This window comes from Streptococcus mitis subsp. hohhotensis (assembly GCF_020089495.2).
In the GTDB taxonomy this organism is placed as follows: Bacteria; Bacillota; Bacilli; order Lactobacillales; family Streptococcaceae; genus Streptococcus; species Streptococcus hohhotensis.
Genome location: NZ_JAIRCA020000011.1, coordinates 37,850 through 54,372, shown reverse-complemented (window position 1 = coordinate 54,372; position 16,523 = coordinate 37,850). Strand labels below are relative to the sequence as shown.

The window sequence follows — 16,523 nt, the reverse complement described above, 5'->3', positions numbered from 1 at the left end:
TATCAAGTCTAGCTTTGGGCCACTTGACTTTCTTCCTTCTTTTCCATGAGATAGATATCTCCGAAACTCTCCTCTTGCACGAGGATCAGCTCCTGGGTTTTGATTAACTCTAGGGTTGCCAAAAAGAGGGTAATGACCTCTTGGACATTCTGGGCTTCCTTGAACAAATCCTGCAAGCGCAATTGATCTCGTACAGTCAAGGACTCTTTCACGATAACCATCATGTCCTCAATCTTATACTCATCCCGCAAGATAGTCGTGTGATTCTGTGCAAACTCCTCTTTTTTCTTGGCTAGGATATTTGAAAAAGCCAAAAAGAGGTCAATAGTCGTCTTGTCATGAACAAGCTCCGCATCTTCGTAAATCAACTCTGTCGGCGCTTTGGAATAATACTGGGCCCTTTCTTGGTGCTTGGCTTCCAAGTGCTCCCCCAAGAGCTTGAACTTGCGGTATTCTTCAATTTGAGAGAGAAGATCCTGCTCTAGGTCATCTTCCAAATCTGTCACTTCTGCCACCTTTGGCAAGAGCTTGCGGCTCTTAATCAGCATGAGCTGACTGGCCATGACCATGTACTCGCCCGTCACTTCCAGACGCATGGCCTGCAGGGTTGAGACATAAGCTAGATACTGTTCGATGATTTCCGTAATGGGCACATCGTAGATATCCATCTGGTACTTAGAAACCAGGTGCAAGAGCAAGTCCAGGGGCCCTTCAAAATCTTTTAATTTAATATCCATTATCTATATTTTTCTAAGGTCAGGACTGTTTTTAATCCTAATTTTTTTGCAATTTCGTACAAATCGACCTTGTTTTCTATTTGTCTGAGAATGAACTGTTCACGTAAGGCTTGGGCCGATAAGGCTGGAAAACCTTTCTCCTTGACAAAGGACTCCAGCTGACGAAAGGCCCACTGACGAGAATAGGCTTTCCCTCCCCTTTCAAAGAGGTAGGTCTGGCCCATCAAGGGTTCCAATTCTGAAAGCAAGGTCGTGGGAATGGTAACAATCCTCTGTTGGGAAGCCTTCTTGATTCTCAACACCTGAAAATCCAGATTGATATCCTCAACCTTGAGAGCCAAAATCTCACTCGGCAAGAGCCCCATTTCCAAGATAAGTAGAGCCAGTAAACGCCCCTCTGGAACGTCGCTTTCCTGCCAAAAAGAGTCTAGGTCTAACAGTTCTGGCTTCTCGGTCTTCTTTTCAGCTTGTTTAGCTAATTCCAGACGGTAAAAGCTGTCCACTTCTCCTTTTTGATAGAGAAAGTAGAGAAATTGGTTACAGGCCGAAATCTTTCGCTTCTGGGCGCTGATTTTTAGATTGGCTAGCTGGGCCTGGTAAATCTTGAGACTGGTCTCAGAAATCCGATTACCCACAATGTCTAAAAATTGCTCCAGATCATACTTATAGGACTGCTTTGAATTGACAGACAAGCCCTGCTTTTCCTCTAAAAAGGCTGAAATCCTGTCTCTCATCGGCATCGAATCTCATATTCCTTACTAAAGTCATGCAAGAGGGCATTCACTGCCTTGAGGATAGACTTGCGCGTGATGATTCCTTGGAAAATACCAGACGCATCCACAACCGGCAAGAATGACTCATCTACCAGCTTGTGCAAGACCTCCGTAATGGTAAAATCAGGCGAGACGACCGCTACGTCCGTTTTGGTCATATGAACGATATCCGTATCTGCCATGATTTCTTGACTCAAGTCATGCTCCATCTGATAAGCCATAATATCTCTGAGCCCAATCGTCCCAACAAACTGTTTTTCATCTGTCACAACGGGAACACGGGTATAGGTCATCTGACTGAGCAAGAGGGTCGCGTGATCTGCATTGTGGGTATCAATCAACACGGCTAGATTTTCAGCAGGGGTCAAAAAAGTTTCTTCCTGCCCCAACAAGAAAGTCTCAAACTCCTTGGCAATCATCGGCTAAACTCCTTGGACAAGCTCGGATACACCTCGTGGTCTCGTGTCAAAAAGTCCACTTTAAAATAACTGTCATCAATCTCCACACGAGCATAGAGACATTCTCTGATAGTCCCACGTGGTTGACTGATGGAACCTGGATTTAGAAAAAGAGTCTTTCCTTCCATCCAAGCATTTGGCACATGCAAGTGACCATAGAGGCAGATATCGGCTTTTTCTTCCTGAGCCCAGTAGTCCAACTTTTGAAAGTTGAAATTGATGTCAAACAGGTGTCCATGGGTTTGGATAATCTTGGTCGAACCAAGCTCAGTCACCAAACGTTCTGGGTAGCCGGCGTAGAAGTCCATGTTCCCTTTAACAACACGGATGCCTTCCCAAAGGGGAGAATCAGGACGCAGTTCAGAATCGCCGTTATGAAAAACGGCATCAACTTTGCCTACATAGCGATCACGGATTTCTTCCACAATCAAGCTATCGCCATGAGAATCGCTCATTACAATGATGGTTTGCTTTGCCATGATGGAAATACCTCCAAAAGTTTCTTAACGGCTAAGGCACGGTGAGATTGACTATTTTTTTCTTCAAGGGTTAATTCAGCTGATGACTTGCCTGTCTCTCCTACAAGGAAGAGAGGATCATAGCCGAAGCCATTTTCACCCTTAGGTTCAAAGTTAATGTAGCCTGGCCAGTCTGCTTCAACAACCAAGCTTTCCTTGTTTGGACTGGCCACGACTAGGGTTGTATGGAATTGAGCCGAGCGGTCCTTGAGTTCAAAGACCATGGCCAATTCGTGCAAGAGCTTGGCATTGTTTTCACGGTCAGTAGCTCCCACTCCTGCGAAACGAGCTGACCAGACACCTGGCAAGCCACCAAGGACATCGACTTTGAGACCTGAGTCATCTGCCAGAACCATCTTGCCCGTTAATTGAGAAATAGTTTCTGCCTTGAGGCGGGCATTTTCTTCAAAGGTCATGCCTGTTTCTGCTACTTCCGGTAGGTCAGGATAGTCATTAAGATTTTCCACATCGTAGCCTAGCTTGTCAAATATAGCTCGGAATTCCTTGGTCTTGCCTTCGTTACGAGTCGCAATCAATAAGGTTTCTCTGACCTTGCTTGTCTCAAAGAAATCATGAACATCAACCCCTTCTTTGGGCAATTCCACATACAAGAGTTGCCCATTTTCAACCAAGAGCAGAGCCCCTTGACGTTGGATAACTTCCACATTTCGTCCCATTTCTTGGTTGAGGATATCTACCACAAAAGACAATAAACGGTAGAGAGAACCATAGCGTAAAACAGTAACAGAAACAGGAAAACCTCGATCCTCATCTCGAAATCTTTGGGCAAACTCCAATAGAGGAAAATCCAAGTCATCATCCGTCAACGTCCGGACGCCACCAAAAATACCATAGGACCCAACATACCAGTCCTGGTCATCCTTATATTCATAAATTTTATTTGTCATAATTCTACATGCTCCACATAAATCTCTTTTTCCAGCCATTCTTCACCAATTTGTGCAAAACTTTGGCTGCTGGCTGTTGTGTAAAAACGGTGATGGAGTGGTCCGGCATCGCGACCACGATTGATTTCAAAATAATTAAGTAAGACTGAGATATCCCGTACGCACTCTGCTCCACTATCGATGAGCTGAACTTTTGGTCCCATGACATTTTGAATAATAGGTCTGAGCAGTGGATAATGGGTGCAACCCAAAATCAGGCTATCCACCTTTCCAACCAAGGGACGCAGGGTCTCATAGACTACTTTCTTGGTGACACTGGTTGACAGGGCACCAGACTCCACCAAGGGGGCAAACTTGGGACAGGCCAAACTCTCCACCTGTAAGTCTGGATCCAGATCATGAATTTTCTGACGATAAATGTCTGATTGTACCGTCATGGGCGTTCCAATGACCCCGATTTTCCCACCTTGGCTAGACTTGATGGCTGCCGAAGCTCCTGGTAAAATCACACCCAAGACAGGAATGTCTAGTTGAGCCTTGATTTCTTCCCAGACGACCGCAGTCGCAGTATTACAAGCAATGACAATCATTTTGACATCCTTGGTCAAGAGAAAGTTGACCAACTGCCAAGTATATTCACGAATTTGCTCAGCAGGACGGGGACCATAGGGCGCCCGCGCCGAATCTCCAATATAGACGATTTCTTCATGGGGAAGCTGGCGCATGAGCTCACGCACAACGGTCAAGCCCCCAACACCCGAATCCAAAAAACCAATTGGTCGATTATCCATACAGTCTTCTTTCTAGTCTTTTTTCTGATTGATAGTTCATTATGATTACCGTTCCTTATGAACTGAATGACAGCTTCATCAACAACTATCTCTCTTAATCATAATCAAATATCAATAGAATGCAAGGAAAAAGTCTCATCCCTAAACCCTTAGCCAACATAGTGAGAAGTCTGGAACTTTCATCCCAGACTTTTCCTTATTTATTTTTTCTTTTTATTGTTAGCAAGGGCTGCCTTTTGTTGGCGGATGATTTGGTGGTAAACTTGTTGTACCTTAGCTTCGCTTGGTTTTTGACCATTTGCACTCAAAAGAGTACGAACTGCTTCAGCATTCAAACGTGGGTTGTCAGCGAATTCTTTTTCGATTTGCTTACGAACCAAGTACATCCCTCCAAGAGCTCCTCCTAGAAAAGCTAGCACAATCAATACAATTGCTAAAAGTAAATCCATCATATTTCTCCTGTTTCTTTTTGAGTCTCTTTCATTATACCACAAACTAGCCACCCTGACTAGTTTGTTTTACGCTTTCAGAGAGGGAATAGACAGCAAAAAGAACCCTGCTTTTCTGCAAAAGAGGGCTCCTTACTGAGTTTAATTTACATAAATAGCTAGTGTTTGATACGGTTTGAGTAGAATTTTTTCAGACACTTCTGCATCTTCATAGTTTGAAATCAAAATTTGTCCATTTTGGTAGGCTATAGGTAAGTCAATCTCCACTTCTGTGCCATAAAAATTATTGAGCCACATCTCAGCCTTTTTCTTTATCCCAAAACTAATTCATCACTGACCAGACTTTGGCCACTATTTTTCTGGAAGAGATGCATGAGATCTTCAACCGTCAGATGCTTCTTCTCTTCTCCCTTGACATCCACCACTATCTTGCCTTGATAGAGCATAATGAGACGATTACCATACTCAATCGCATGGTTCATATCGTGGGTAATCATCAAAGTCGTCAACTGATGGTGTTCCACAATCTTTTGCGTCAAGTCCATCACCATTTGACTCGTTTTCGGGTCAAGTGCCGCAGTATGTTCATCCAAAAGCAAAAGTTTGGGTTTCACCAGAGCTGCCATGACTAGGGTCAAAGCCTGTCTTTGTCCTCCTGAGAGATATTGAGTATCTACTTTTAAGCGGTTTTCAAGGCCAATATTCAACTCCTTCAAGGCCTCTTGGAACTGGATTCTATCCTTCTCCTTCACGCCCCAACCAAGCCCTCTCTTCTGCCCGCGTCTCAAGGCAATAGCCATATTCTCCTCAATCGTCAAACGAGAAGCTGTTCCCATCTTAGGATCTTGAAAAACACGAGCGATATCCTTGGCTCTCTTTCTTACACTCAGATTTTTAATGGATTTGCCTGCCAATAAAAGGTCCCCTTCGTCCACCGATAGATTGCCAGCCAAGATATTCATCAAAGTGGATTTGCCTGCGCCATTTCCACCAATCACAGAGATAAAATCTCCCTCTTCAACCTCTAAATCTAATCCTTTGAGGACATGGTTCTCATTGACCGTCCCTGCTTCAAATGTCTTGTGAATATTTTCAAGTGTTAACAAACTTGCCATAACTTTCTCCTCCTATTCATTTCTCAGTTTCAAACCACGAATCTTTAATCTCTTTTGCAATTCTGGTGCAAATAAAACCACGGCTAGCAAAATTGCATTAAAGAGACGTACCAGATTTTGATCTAGATTTGGAATTTCATAGATATTTAAAATAATCAAACGGTAAACAATAGCACCAATTCCGATGGATAACAAGCGGTCTCCAATGGTCAAGTCGTGTATCAAGACTTCCGCAATAATGACTGCACTCAAACCAACAACGATGGTTCCTGTCCCAGAAGTCACATCTGAAAATCCATCATTTTGAGCGAACAAGGAACCACATAGGGCAATCAAACCATTTGAAATCATATAACCAACAATCTTCATGGTGTCTACATTGACCCCATTAGCCTCACTCATAGGAATATTGTCCCCAGTCGAACGCAAGACCAATCCAATCTCTGTTTTCATCAAAAGAGTCAAGACCAAACAAACAAGTAAGAGACAGGCCGAACTAAATAAGAAAACAGCTTCTTCATTTGACAGCCCTAAGCTTGCCAATTGTTTAAAGACGGTTGCAGAATCTCCCAAGGAAAGATTAGGCACGCTTCCCATGATTTTAATATTGATGGAATAAAGCCCTGTCAAGGTCACAATCCCTGTCAAGAGAGCTGGAATTTTCATCTTGGTGTGGAGCATTCCTGATACTAGACCTGCTACCATACCTGCCAGAAAAGCAAGTAAGGTCGCAATCCAAGGATTTGTCCCTGCCTGTATCTGTGATACAACGACAGCCGCCCCCATAGGAAAGGCTCCTTCAGCAGTCATATCCGCAATATCCAAAATACGGAAAGTCAAGTAGACCCCAATCGCCATAATCGACCATAGCAGACCTTCTGATAAACTAGATAACACAAAATTCATCTTAAATCTCCTTATTCCTTGCTTTCTAACTTGCTAATATCAATTCCCAATGCATCTGCCATTTCTTGATTGGTATGCAATTCCAGTTTTTCAGGCAACTCAACTGCTATATTTTCTGGCTTCTCACCTTTTAAAACACGAACCAGCATGCGAGCTGTCTGGCGTCCCAATTCTTCATAATTGGTACCGTAGTTATACAAGCCACCAACCGCAACCATTTCTGTTGAACCACCAAATACTGGAACCTTGTGCTTAATAGAAACCTGCTTGACTGTTTCCATGGTTGATGAAATGATATTATCCGTTGGTACAAAAACCATATCCACCTCTGCCATCAAGCTTTCTGCAGCAGCCTTGACGTTGTTACTGTCCAAGATTGTTTTTTCAACAACGGTAAAGCCTTTTTCTTCCAAAAGACGCTTAGCTTCATCCTTTTGAACAACTGAGTTTGGCTCGCTCTGAGTATAGAGAATTCCAATCGTTTTAGCTTTTGGCAACACTTTCTTTATCAAATTGATTTGGGTTGAAATGGCATCTGATGACTGGTCGCTTGTCCCAGTTACATTGCCCCCAGGATGCTCTCTTGACTCAACCAACTTGGCACTGACAGGATCTGTTACCGCTGAAAAGATAACCGGTGTCGTTTGCGTTGTATTGGCCAAGCTCTGAGCAGAAGGCGTTGCGATAGCTAGAACGACATCACTAGATTCTGCTAGTTGCTGGGAAATCGTTTTAAGATTTCGTTGTTCTCCCTGGGCATTTTGCAAATCAATCTCAATATTTTCCCCCTCAATATAGCCTTGCTTGGCCAGTTCATCCACAAATCCTTCTCTAGTAGCATCTAAGGACTGGTGGGTAATAAACTGCGAAATACCGATACGAAAAACATCTTTTTTCTTATCTGCCTTCAACTGATGCAAACTGATCAGAGAGGTCAAGAGGATCCCCACTACCAAGAGGGGTGCTAGTAATTTTCGAACAACTTTCATAATGAAACTCCTTCTCAGAAAAGATAAAACAAAAAACCGCCTAGATACTATCTAAACGGATGCTTGAAATAATCTAACAAGTTATAACTTTGCTAGTCCATTTAGATATTCATCTATATGGACCACAATCAAAAATCTTAGCCACATAGATACAAACAAATTGCTTGAACTGTTTGCATCCATGGTGACATGTCTACAAACACTATCTAAAGTAGCTAAAGTAAAAGTTTTGATTCATCGTTACAGCTTGTCTCTTATTCATTTCTTTTTCTGCTTTCTTTTTTGATGTTTCCTATCTTAACACCTTTTTCATCAGCTGTCAAGAATATTTCAGAATTTTTTAAAATTTTTCGAAAATTCTTTCATAATTCTTTCAATTCTTTTAGGATAATTTCAAAGATTTGCCCATTAGACAAAATAGAACGATTTGAAGACTTTTATGGTATTTAGTTGTACTAAAGTCTTTTAAAAGTGTTTTGATGGCTTGTATTTCTTCTTTGGTTGATTTCATATCACTATTATATAATGCGTTTTGATTTTAGTATAGTATTAAACTGACTCTTGGCAGTCGGACAAAAAATCGACAGTTATTTTATATTGTTTAAAACCAATAGTCAATACGACAATCTCTTTACTTTTCGGTTATCAACTCTGTAGATTGCTAACATATCCAAAATAAGCCAAGTATCCCGAGGATAGGCAACAGAAATGAATTATTTATACTCTGGATACCACTTCAAATCACGAACTGCTTTGGCCATATCTGTTTCCTTAGCGCGTGCAAGACCTTGCTCTTGTGCTTTTTTAGCGACTGCTTCTGCTACTTTAATAGAAACATCTGCTACATACTTGAATGGTGGCAAGACAGGAGCTCCTGGTTGGCCTGGATTGACAATACCACTCAATGAATGCGCCGCTGCTCCAATCATTTCATCAGTCAAAAGACTTGCTTCAGAAGCCAGCATACCTAGACCAAGACCTGGGTAAATCAGGGCATTATTTGCTTGACCAATCACATAGTCTACACCTTTATAAGAAACCGTATCAGCAGGAATTCCTGTTGCGACAAAAGCTTTGCCATCTGACCATTCAATCAAATCTTTGGCGCTAGCTTCTGCCAATTTAGTTGGATTTGACAAAGGGAAGATCATTGGACGTTCTGTGTTTTCACACATAGCCTCTACTATTTCTTTAGTGAAGGTATTAGGCTGAGTCGAAGTTCCTACAAGAATGGTTGGCTTCACAGTCTTCACTACTTCAAGCAGGTCAGTCAACTTGTCTGCGTTACTAAAGTCAGCACGTTTCTTAGCAAACGGTTTTTGTTCAGGGGTTAGGTCATCCATGTCATCAAAGAGAAGACCCTGCTTATCAACCATAAAGAAACGTTTATAGGCTTCTTCTTCAGAAAGACCTTCACTCACCATTTCACGAAGAACACGAGAGGCAATTCCTGCACCTGCAGTACCACCACCATAGCAGAGATAAACTTGATCTGTTAATTTTTCACCACTAATATCCAATGAACCAAAGATACCACCTAAGGTAACGATTCCTGTACCTTGAATATCATCATTAAAAGTTGGAATTTGCTTCCGGTATTTTTCAAGAATATTGGCAGCATTCGAGCGGCCGAAATCTTCCCAGTGAAGGTAGAGTTTAGGAAAGAGACGTTCTGCTGTTTGAACAAATTGGTCAATGAAGTCGTAGTAACGATCTCCGCGAACCCGTTCGTGACGATTTCCTAAGTAATTAGGATTGTTACGAAGTTCTTCACGGTTAGTCCCTGCATCAATAACTAAAGGAAGGACCATAGAAGGATCGATTCCAGCAGCACCCGTGTAGACCATCAATTTCCCGACAGAAATATCGACACCATTTGTTCCCCAGTCACCGATTCCAAGGATTCCTTCTGCATCTGTTACAACAATGAGACGAATCTCGCGATCCCCAGCAGCATTTTTCAAAGTGGCTTCAATATTTTCAGGATGATTGATATCAAGATATCCCGCATATTGTGGATCTACAAAGAGATCACTATAGCCTTCAATGGTATCTGCAATGGTTGGATCGTATACAATTGGATTGAATTCCTCCAAATGTTGAGAAAAGAGGTAATAGAAAAGAGTCCGGTTGGTATTAAAAATTTCCATTAGGAAAAGACGTTTTTCCAAATCATTGGCTTTTGTTTGCATTTGTGCATAAGTTTGCGCCGCTTGCTCTTCAATCGTTTGAACATACGGTGGCAGTAAACCAATAAGACCTAGTTCCTTTCGCTCCTCTAAGGTAAAGGCAGTACCTTTATTAAGGAAAGGGTTGTTTAAAATATCATGTGCAGTCATAGTGCAACCTCCTTTTTACTTATATTATACCACATGAAACGAATTGTTTGTAAAACGTTGTTGTTTAAATAATACAATTGTATAATATGTTATAAATTTCTGAACTCATCAAACTCTCGATGATCTCTCTTTACTAAAAGTTTCGAGTAAAATAAACCAATCATACAAATTGACAATCCTAATTAAAATAAATATCATATAGGTATGTTATGTAATACTTTGTATTTTTTAAGGTGTTTTTTTGTCATATAAAACTTGTATTCTATTTATATGACAACTAAAAACTATTTACAACAATATATTTCCCAAAAAGTGAAATATTTTCGAACACAGAATAAAATGAGCCAGGAAGAACTTTCGGAACAAGCAGGACTCGGGCTTAAGTATATCAATCAACTTGAAAACCAAAATGTGAATCTGACCATTCACAGTCTTGAAAAAGTGATTGACGCCCTAGAAATGACCCCAGAGGAATTTTTCAATTTTGATAGCCTTGAATCAACCTCTGATAAGAGTGACAATCTTTCACTCAAAAGAATCAACATGAAGATTAAACAGCTCCCAATTGATAAACGAGAAAAAATGTTGGTCATTTTTGAGAGTATCTTAGATAACCTTTGAGATCCCTGACTCACTTACATTTTAACTGGTGAATACTCGTATAGTCAAATTATAGGATACGGATAAAAATTATTTATCTGCTGTTTTCCACTTATTTTCCTTCTCCAACTAATGAAAGTGAACCCATATGAATTTAAAAGATCTACAATATTTCTATGACCTCTGCCAGCTTCAATCCTATACAGAAGTAGCAAAACAACATAAAGTCAGCCAACCATCTATTTCTTATGCTATCAAGCGCTTAGAGGAATCCTTTAACTGCAAATTGATTCACCATGACCCCTCGCATCGTTCCTTCAAGCTAACTCCTCAAGGACAAATCCTTCTAAAGCATACAGAACTGATTTTACCTGAGGTCATTTCTACTCGCAAAGAAATTAATCGCTCCTTGGCACAATACTCTACTGTAGGATTCCCTCCTATTATCATTCAGTATCTCTTTGCTGCCTTAAACGAAAAAGATAAATTCGATTTTTTAAAAAAGATACGCCCTATCCGCGGTGGCTCCGTAGAGTTATTAAACCTTCTCCTTAAGGGAGACCTTAATGCAAGCCTACTCGGTTTGATTGAACCTCTCAATTATCCTTCAATAGAGACACACGAGCTATTTCATAAAGAACTGTATGTCGTTTTATCTAAGAACCATCCTTTTGCCACTGTTCCTTCCCTCGCTTTTGAAGAATTAGTAGATCAATCCTTTATACTCTTAGACGAACACTTTGTTCACCTGAAAGCTTTTGAAACGCTTAATCAGAAGCATCAAAACAAGGCAGAAATATTCTTTAAGACTGATGACATTGTCATTCTTAAAGAACTTTTAAAGAAAGGGATTGGCCTTAGTTTACTGGCTGATATCGCACTTTCTGATGAAGATGATGATTTAATAAAAATCCCTCTTATACCGAAGGATAAGATAACTTTTACAGTTTACTACGCTTACCTTAAATCAGCTACACCGTCATCAGAAATAGAAGCCTTATTTAAACTCCTTAAATCATATGAATAGAAAAAACTCTAACTATCAATGAACTGATAGCTAGAGTTTTTTACATTGTAGATATTATACTCAATGAAAATCAAAAAGAAAACTAGGAAGCTAGCCTCAGGTTGCTCAAAACACTGTTTTAAGGTGGTAGATAGAGCTGACGTGGTTTGAAGAGATTTTCGAAGAGTATTAGACTATAGTAGATTGAAACTAGAATAGTACACTTTGACTTCTAAAACTTTTCTAGAAATTAATTTGACTTTCCTAATAAAGTTGTTCAGATTTTATTTCATCTCACTATAATTCAATGATTTTCTAAGAATTCTATTTCTTTCGAAAATTCTTTCAGGATAATTTCAAAGTTTTTTCAAATCAATTCAACAAAAAAAGGTTTATAATTTCCATAAAAATTGACATGGAAATTATAAAACCATTCTTAGTTTAGTCCTTTTTGATAACGTGCCAATTCGGCTTGGTTAGCCCAAATATAGTGACCTGGGCGGATTTCAACCATAGACGGCTTATCAGTCTCATAGTCGTGTTGACTTGGGTCATAAACCTTCAAGACCTTCTTACGTTCCAAGATTGGATCTGGAATTGGTACCGCTGAAAGCAAGGCTTGAGTATATGGATGAATTGGATTGTTAAACAATTCTTCTGTTTCAGCAACCTCTACAATAACACCCTTATAAATAACTGCGATACGATCTGAAATAAAACGAACAACCGACAAGTCATGGGCGATAAAGAGATAGGTCAAACCAAGTTCTTTTTGGAATTTTTTGAGCAAGTTCAAGACTTGGGCACGCACAGAAACGTCCAAGGCTGAAATGGGCTCATCCGCAATAACAAAGTCTGGCTGCATCACCAAGGCACGGGCAATACCGATACGTTGACGTTGACCACCTGAGAACTCATGAGGGTAACGAGTCAAGTGCTCAGCAAGAAGACCTACTTCACGGATAATATTTTGAACCTTCTCTTTACGTTCTTCTTCATCCTTAAACAAACGGTGATTGTAAAGACCCTCAGAAATAATATAATCAACAGTCGCACGTTCATTCAAACTTGCGGCAGGGTCTTGGAAAATCATCTGGATTCGACGAATCAATTCCGCAGCTTGTTCACGCGATTTCTTACCATTAATCTTTTGACCATCAAAAATGATATCTCCATTACTTGTATCATTTAGACCGATGATGGCACGACCAATAGTTGTTTTCCCACTTCCTGATTCACCTACAAGCGAGAAAGTTTCTCCCTTGTTGATAAAGAAGTTAGCATTTTTAACCGCAACAAACTTCTTACTTCCTTCACCGAAGGAAATTTCTAAATCTTTGATTTCTACTAATTTTTCAGACATTTCCTTCCTCCTAGTCTGCCAGATGGGCAAATCCCATTTTTTCACGAATCTTATCATGGAGATTTGCAATCACAGCTGGTTTTTCTACTTTTGGAGCATCCTCATGAAGAAGCCAAGTTTTAGCCCAATGCGTCTCTGATACTGAGAATTGAGGAGCTTTTTGTTCGAAGTCAATCTGCATTGCATAGTCAGAACGCAAGGCAAAAGCATCCCCTTTCAGGTCAGTATAAAGTGACGGAGGTGTTCCTGGGATTGAGTAAAGATCCCCTTTATCATCAGCAAGCTGAGGCAAACTTGACAAGAGACTCCATGTATATGGATGGCGAGGGTCATAGAAGACTTCCTCAACAGTTCCATACTCAACGATTTCTCCTGCATACATCACCGCTACCTTATCCGCAATACTTGCTACCACACCAAGGTCGTGGGTGATAAAGATTGTTGTGAAATGGTACTCGTTTTGTAAAGATTTCAGCAAATCAATAATCTGTGCTTGGATGGTTACATCCAAGGCAGTCGTTGGCTCATCACAGATCAAGACATCAGGTCGGCAGGCAAGGGCAATAGCAATAACGATACGTTGACGCATTCCTCCAGAATATTGGAAGGGGTATTCATCAAAACGTCTATCTGCGTCTGGAATCCCAACCTTATTCATGTAGTCAATGGCCAATTCTTTCGCTTCTTTAGCTGTTTTTCCTTGGTGTTTCACAATAACTTCTGTAATCTGACTACCAATTGTTTTAATTGGGTCCAAACTAGTCATTGGGTCTTGGAAGATTGTCGCAATCTTAGCACCACGAATTTGTTCCCAATCCTTGTGAGAAGATAGAGATGTCAAATCCTGACCACGGTAGTCAATACTTCCTTGAGCAATACGACCATTTTCTTCAAGCATACCTGTGAAAGTCTTTGTCAAAACAGATTTCCCTGATCCTGACTCACCTACCAAGGCTAATACTTCCCCTTCAACTAGTTCAAGGGAAACGCCGCGAATGGCTGTCAATACTTTGTCACGAACGTCAAATTCCACGACAATATCGCGAGCAGTCAAAATTACATTTTTTTCTTTTGTCATTTCTACTCCTATCTATGTGTACGTGGATCACTAGCATCCGCTAAGTTTTGACCAACTACGAAAAGGGACAAGGATACCAAGACAAGAGTTGTCAATGGAATCCAGAACAAGTAAGCATTGGTTGTTACGTTTTGTGAATAATCTGAAATCAAACGACCCAAACTTGGCACTGTAATCGGTAATCCAAGACCGAAGAAAGACAAGAAAGCTTCGTATGAGATAAAGCTTGGAAGCATTTGAGTCATCGTTGTCACAATAACAGATACCAATTGAGGCATGATATTTTTGGCAACAATCTTCAATGTTGGCGTTCCCAAAGTACGTGACGCCAAGTTGTATTCCAAGTCACGATAACGCAAGATTTGCACACGGATCATGAAGGCAATCCCAATCCATGTTGTTACACTCATGGCAAAAATCAGATTCCAGAATCCAGCTCCGATTGAGTAAGTCAAGACAATGACAATCAAAAGAGATGGGATATTTGAGATGACGTTGTAAACTTCCATCATCACACGGTCTACTGATTTTGAAATTCCCCAAATACCACCGACAAAGACACCGATAACTAAGTTAATCACTGTCGCAATCACAGAAATGAGGATAGAGTTACGAGCTCCGAACCAGACACCGTCAAAGAGAGATTTACCATTACTGTCTGTACCGAACCAATGCTCAGCATTTGGCTTGATATAACGAGCACTAAAGTCGTTTACCTTGCTGACATCATTGAAATCAAACTTAGAAAACATTGGGTAGATGAAACTCATCAAAATGATAGCCACCAAAATTCCCAACATGACTACAGTTGATTTTTTCTTCATAAATTGTCTAAACACTGAACCCCAGTATGAATAAGCTGGCGCATCAATGGCTTCAGAGGCAAAATCGTCACGTTTTACAAACTGAAATTTTTCTTTATCGATTGTAGACATTATTTGCCTCCTTTCTCAGTCAATTTAATACGTGGGTCAATAATCGTCATCCAAATATCTCCTAAAAGAAGGGAGAAGATAGAAATACATGTAAAGATGAAGACAAGACCAACGACCATAGAGTTATTAGATGCTTTTACAGAGTCAATCAACATTTTACCCATACCTGGGAAGGCAAAGACTGTTTCAGTAAGGGTTGCACCACCGATAACCCCGATAACGGCACCAGGAATTCCTGAAACCAGCGGAACCATGGCATTTTTAAAGATGTGTTTATTTGAAATTTCTTTTTCAGACAAACCTTTTGCACGAGCAAAACGTACAAAGTCTTGTGATTGTAAGTCAATCATGTAACGACGAATCCAAATCGCTGTACCAGGAGCACCCAACAAACCAAGGATCACTGCTGGTAAAACATACGAACGCCAATCTCCAGCACCCAAGATAGGGAATGAATCTGGCAAACCGATTGAAGAACCAGCCAAACGAACGATATAAACCAAGGCAATTGTTGGAAGAGCCATCAAGAAGGTCAAAGCACCTGTTGAGAAGCTATCAATCCAAGTGTTCTTGAAGCGAGCCATAGCTGAACCAAGTGGCACGGCAATCGCATAAGAAATCAGCAAACCAATCAATCCAACGACAGCAGAACTAGCAATCATAGAAGGATATTGGTAGTTACTTTCCGTAGCTGTATAAGGATCATCTTTTCCGTAGTTGGCTACTTCACGAGAGTCAGCCTGACTAGGTGATTTGTAGGTTCTTGAGTAAATATTTACAGAAGAAGTTTTCTTACCTGTTGGGAACTGAACTTGAGATGTTTTTGTTTGCCCTTGCCCTTGAGTAATAACCTGTAAAACAGGGCTATTAGCATAGGTTGGATAAGAGTCACCTAAATTAATGTTCACAAAGTTTTGATGCACAAATGGGAACTGACTGTTGAAGTACAAGAGATATTTGTGTTTTGTTCCTGAACCGACCAATGACCATCCGATAGCTGGATCATTTTCGAAACGAAGGTAACGTTTCAAGTCTGGATTTTCAGGGTCTTGAATTTTATTAGTATGGTCAATGTCAATCAAGTTCGCATAGAAGTGGAAAACACGTTCAAAAATTGGGATTTCACGAGTAGCGTAAAATTGGCCACTTTCAGTAAATTCTCCCAAGGTCCAACCATGACCGATTTGTTTGATGTATTTTTCGTAGATAGCCTTGTTGGTGTCATTAGCTTCAACAGTTACAGAGGCATCCATCTGGCTAGCTTTTTCTTGCAACTCTTTGGTATCGTAGTACTCGATATAGCCCATACGCTCATAAACAGTATTCTCATAGTTATCACGTTTATCAGCAGTTGTCGCAATCTTGTTATAGTTGGTATCCTGTTTGAAAATCAATTTTCGAGGAACCATTGTATAGATAATCGTGTAAGTCAAGGTTGTTACTAAGAAGATAGAAACCAATGACCGCAAAACACGCATAAAAATATATTTTTTCATATCATTTCCTTTAAAAATCCCAAAAGAACCTTCTCCTCATGGAGAGAAAGTTCTATTGAAAA

17 protein-coding genes and 2 pseudogenes are annotated in these 16,523 nt (G+C 40.4%); 2 read left to right on the top strand and 17 right to left on the bottom strand.

What is annotated here, in order from left to right:
* Nucleotides 1–8 precede the first annotated feature (8 nt).
* From K4Z77_RS06030 to K4Z77_RS05970, 13 genes and pseudogenes are all read right to left on the bottom strand, one after another.
* Nucleotides 9–737 (bottom strand): segregation/condensation protein A, encoded by a 729-nt coding sequence (locus K4Z77_RS06030; protein WP_224218765.1) that lies wholly within the window; start codon nt 735–737, stop codon nt 9–11.
* Complete coding sequence (gene xerD / locus K4Z77_RS06025) at nt 737–1,471, bottom strand: site-specific tyrosine recombinase XerD (protein WP_281461374.1); 735 nt, start codon at nt 1,469–1,471, stop codon at nt 737–739. Before xerD ends, K4Z77_RS06030 begins: the two co-directional genes overlap by 1 nt.
* Nucleotides 1,468–1,929 (bottom strand): cyclic-di-AMP-binding protein CbpB, encoded by a 462-nt coding sequence (gene cbpB, locus K4Z77_RS06020; protein ID WP_224218763.1) that lies wholly within the window; start codon nt 1,927–1,929, stop codon nt 1,468–1,470. Before cbpB ends, xerD begins: the two co-directional genes overlap by 4 nt.
* On the bottom strand, nt 1,926–2,447 hold the full coding sequence (locus tag K4Z77_RS06015; protein ID WP_125852224.1) for a metallophosphoesterase: 522 nt from the start codon (nt 2,445–2,447) through the stop codon (nt 1,926–1,928). The genes cbpB and K4Z77_RS06015 overlap by 4 nt, the downstream gene beginning before the upstream one ends.
* A complete protein-coding gene (locus tag K4Z77_RS06010; protein WP_070481807.1) occupies nt 2,423–3,394 on the bottom strand; it encodes a nucleoside-triphosphate diphosphatase in 972 nt (323 codons plus the stop codon). Before K4Z77_RS06010 ends, K4Z77_RS06015 begins: the two co-directional genes overlap by 25 nt.
* Nucleotides 3,391–4,185 (bottom strand): glutamate racemase, encoded by a 795-nt coding sequence (racE, locus tag K4Z77_RS06005; protein WP_000370377.1) that lies wholly within the window; start codon nt 4,183–4,185, stop codon nt 3,391–3,393. The genes K4Z77_RS06010 and racE overlap by 4 nt, the downstream gene beginning before the upstream one ends.
* Before the next feature lie 200 nt (nt 4,186–4,385).
* On the bottom strand, nt 4,386–4,634 hold the full coding sequence (locus tag K4Z77_RS06000) for a YneF family protein (RefSeq protein ID WP_000364990.1): 249 nt from the start codon (nt 4,632–4,634) through the stop codon (nt 4,386–4,388).
* A 141-nt stretch (nt 4,635–4,775) separates the two neighbouring features.
* Nucleotides 4,776–4,925, bottom strand: a pseudogene (locus K4Z77_RS05995) (alpha-glucosidase C-terminal domain-containing protein); the annotation flags it as partial.
* Nucleotides 4,926–4,945: 20 nt separating this feature from the next.
* Nucleotides 4,946–5,749, bottom strand: a complete 804-nt coding sequence (locus K4Z77_RS05990; RefSeq protein ID WP_000157661.1) for an ABC transporter ATP-binding protein — start codon at nt 5,747–5,749, stop codon at nt 4,946–4,948.
* 12 nt (nt 5,750–5,761) lie between these two features.
* Nucleotides 5,762–6,655 (bottom strand): ABC transporter permease, encoded by an 894-nt coding sequence (locus tag K4Z77_RS05985; protein WP_061759322.1) that lies wholly within the window; start codon nt 6,653–6,655, stop codon nt 5,762–5,764.
* An 11-nt stretch (nt 6,656–6,666) separates the two neighbouring features.
* Nucleotides 6,667–7,644 carry an ABC transporter substrate-binding protein gene (locus K4Z77_RS05980; protein WP_061759323.1) on the bottom strand — a complete coding sequence of 326 codons (978 nt, stop codon included), beginning with the start codon at nt 7,642–7,644 and terminating at the stop codon, nt 6,667–6,669.
* A gap of 391 nt (nt 7,645–8,035) precedes the next feature.
* Nucleotides 8,036–8,155, bottom strand: a pseudogene (locus K4Z77_RS05975) (IS630 family transposase); the annotation flags it as partial.
* A gap of 202 nt (nt 8,156–8,357) precedes the next feature.
* Entirely contained in the window at nt 8,358–9,983 is a 1,626-nt protein-coding gene (locus K4Z77_RS05970) for a malolactic enzyme (RefSeq protein ID WP_061759324.1), read from the bottom strand.
* 270 nt (nt 9,984–10,253) lie between these two features.
* Between K4Z77_RS05970 and K4Z77_RS05965 the strand changes: the two genes are divergently transcribed.
* Entirely contained in the window at nt 10,254–10,604 is a 351-nt protein-coding gene (locus K4Z77_RS05965; protein WP_000208712.1) for a helix-turn-helix domain-containing protein, read from the top strand.
* Nucleotides 10,605–10,731: 127 nt separating this feature from the next.
* Nucleotides 10,732–11,610, top strand: coding sequence for a LysR family transcriptional regulator (locus K4Z77_RS05960; RefSeq protein ID WP_061759325.1), 879 nt, complete (start codon nt 10,732–10,734; stop codon nt 11,608–11,610).
* Nucleotides 11,611–12,025: 415 nt separating this feature from the next.
* On the opposite strand, the gene K4Z77_RS05955 is transcribed toward K4Z77_RS05960, so the two are convergent.
* From K4Z77_RS05955 to K4Z77_RS05940, 4 genes are read right to left on the bottom strand one after another with little or no spacing between them, the layout of a single operon-like run.
* Nucleotides 12,026–12,952: an ATP-binding cassette domain-containing protein gene (locus K4Z77_RS05955; RefSeq protein ID WP_050971445.1), complete on the bottom strand. Its 927-nt coding sequence runs from the start codon at nt 12,950–12,952 to the stop codon at nt 12,026–12,028.
* 10 nt (nt 12,953–12,962) lie between these two features.
* Nucleotides 12,963–14,030 carry an ABC transporter ATP-binding protein gene (locus K4Z77_RS05950; RefSeq protein ID WP_045605536.1) on the bottom strand — a complete coding sequence of 356 codons (1,068 nt, stop codon included), beginning with the start codon at nt 14,028–14,030 and terminating at the stop codon, nt 12,963–12,965.
* 8 nt (nt 14,031–14,038) lie between these two features.
* Nucleotides 14,039–14,965 (bottom strand): oligopeptide ABC transporter permease OppC, encoded by a 927-nt coding sequence (oppC, locus tag K4Z77_RS05945; protein ID WP_000103691.1) that lies wholly within the window; start codon nt 14,963–14,965, stop codon nt 14,039–14,041.
* Nucleotides 14,965–16,461, bottom strand: a complete 1,497-nt coding sequence (locus tag K4Z77_RS05940; protein ID WP_224218762.1) for an ABC transporter permease — start codon at nt 16,459–16,461, stop codon at nt 14,965–14,967. The genes oppC and K4Z77_RS05940 overlap by 1 nt, the downstream gene beginning before the upstream one ends.
* Between the last annotated feature and the right edge of the window lie 62 nt (nt 16,462–16,523).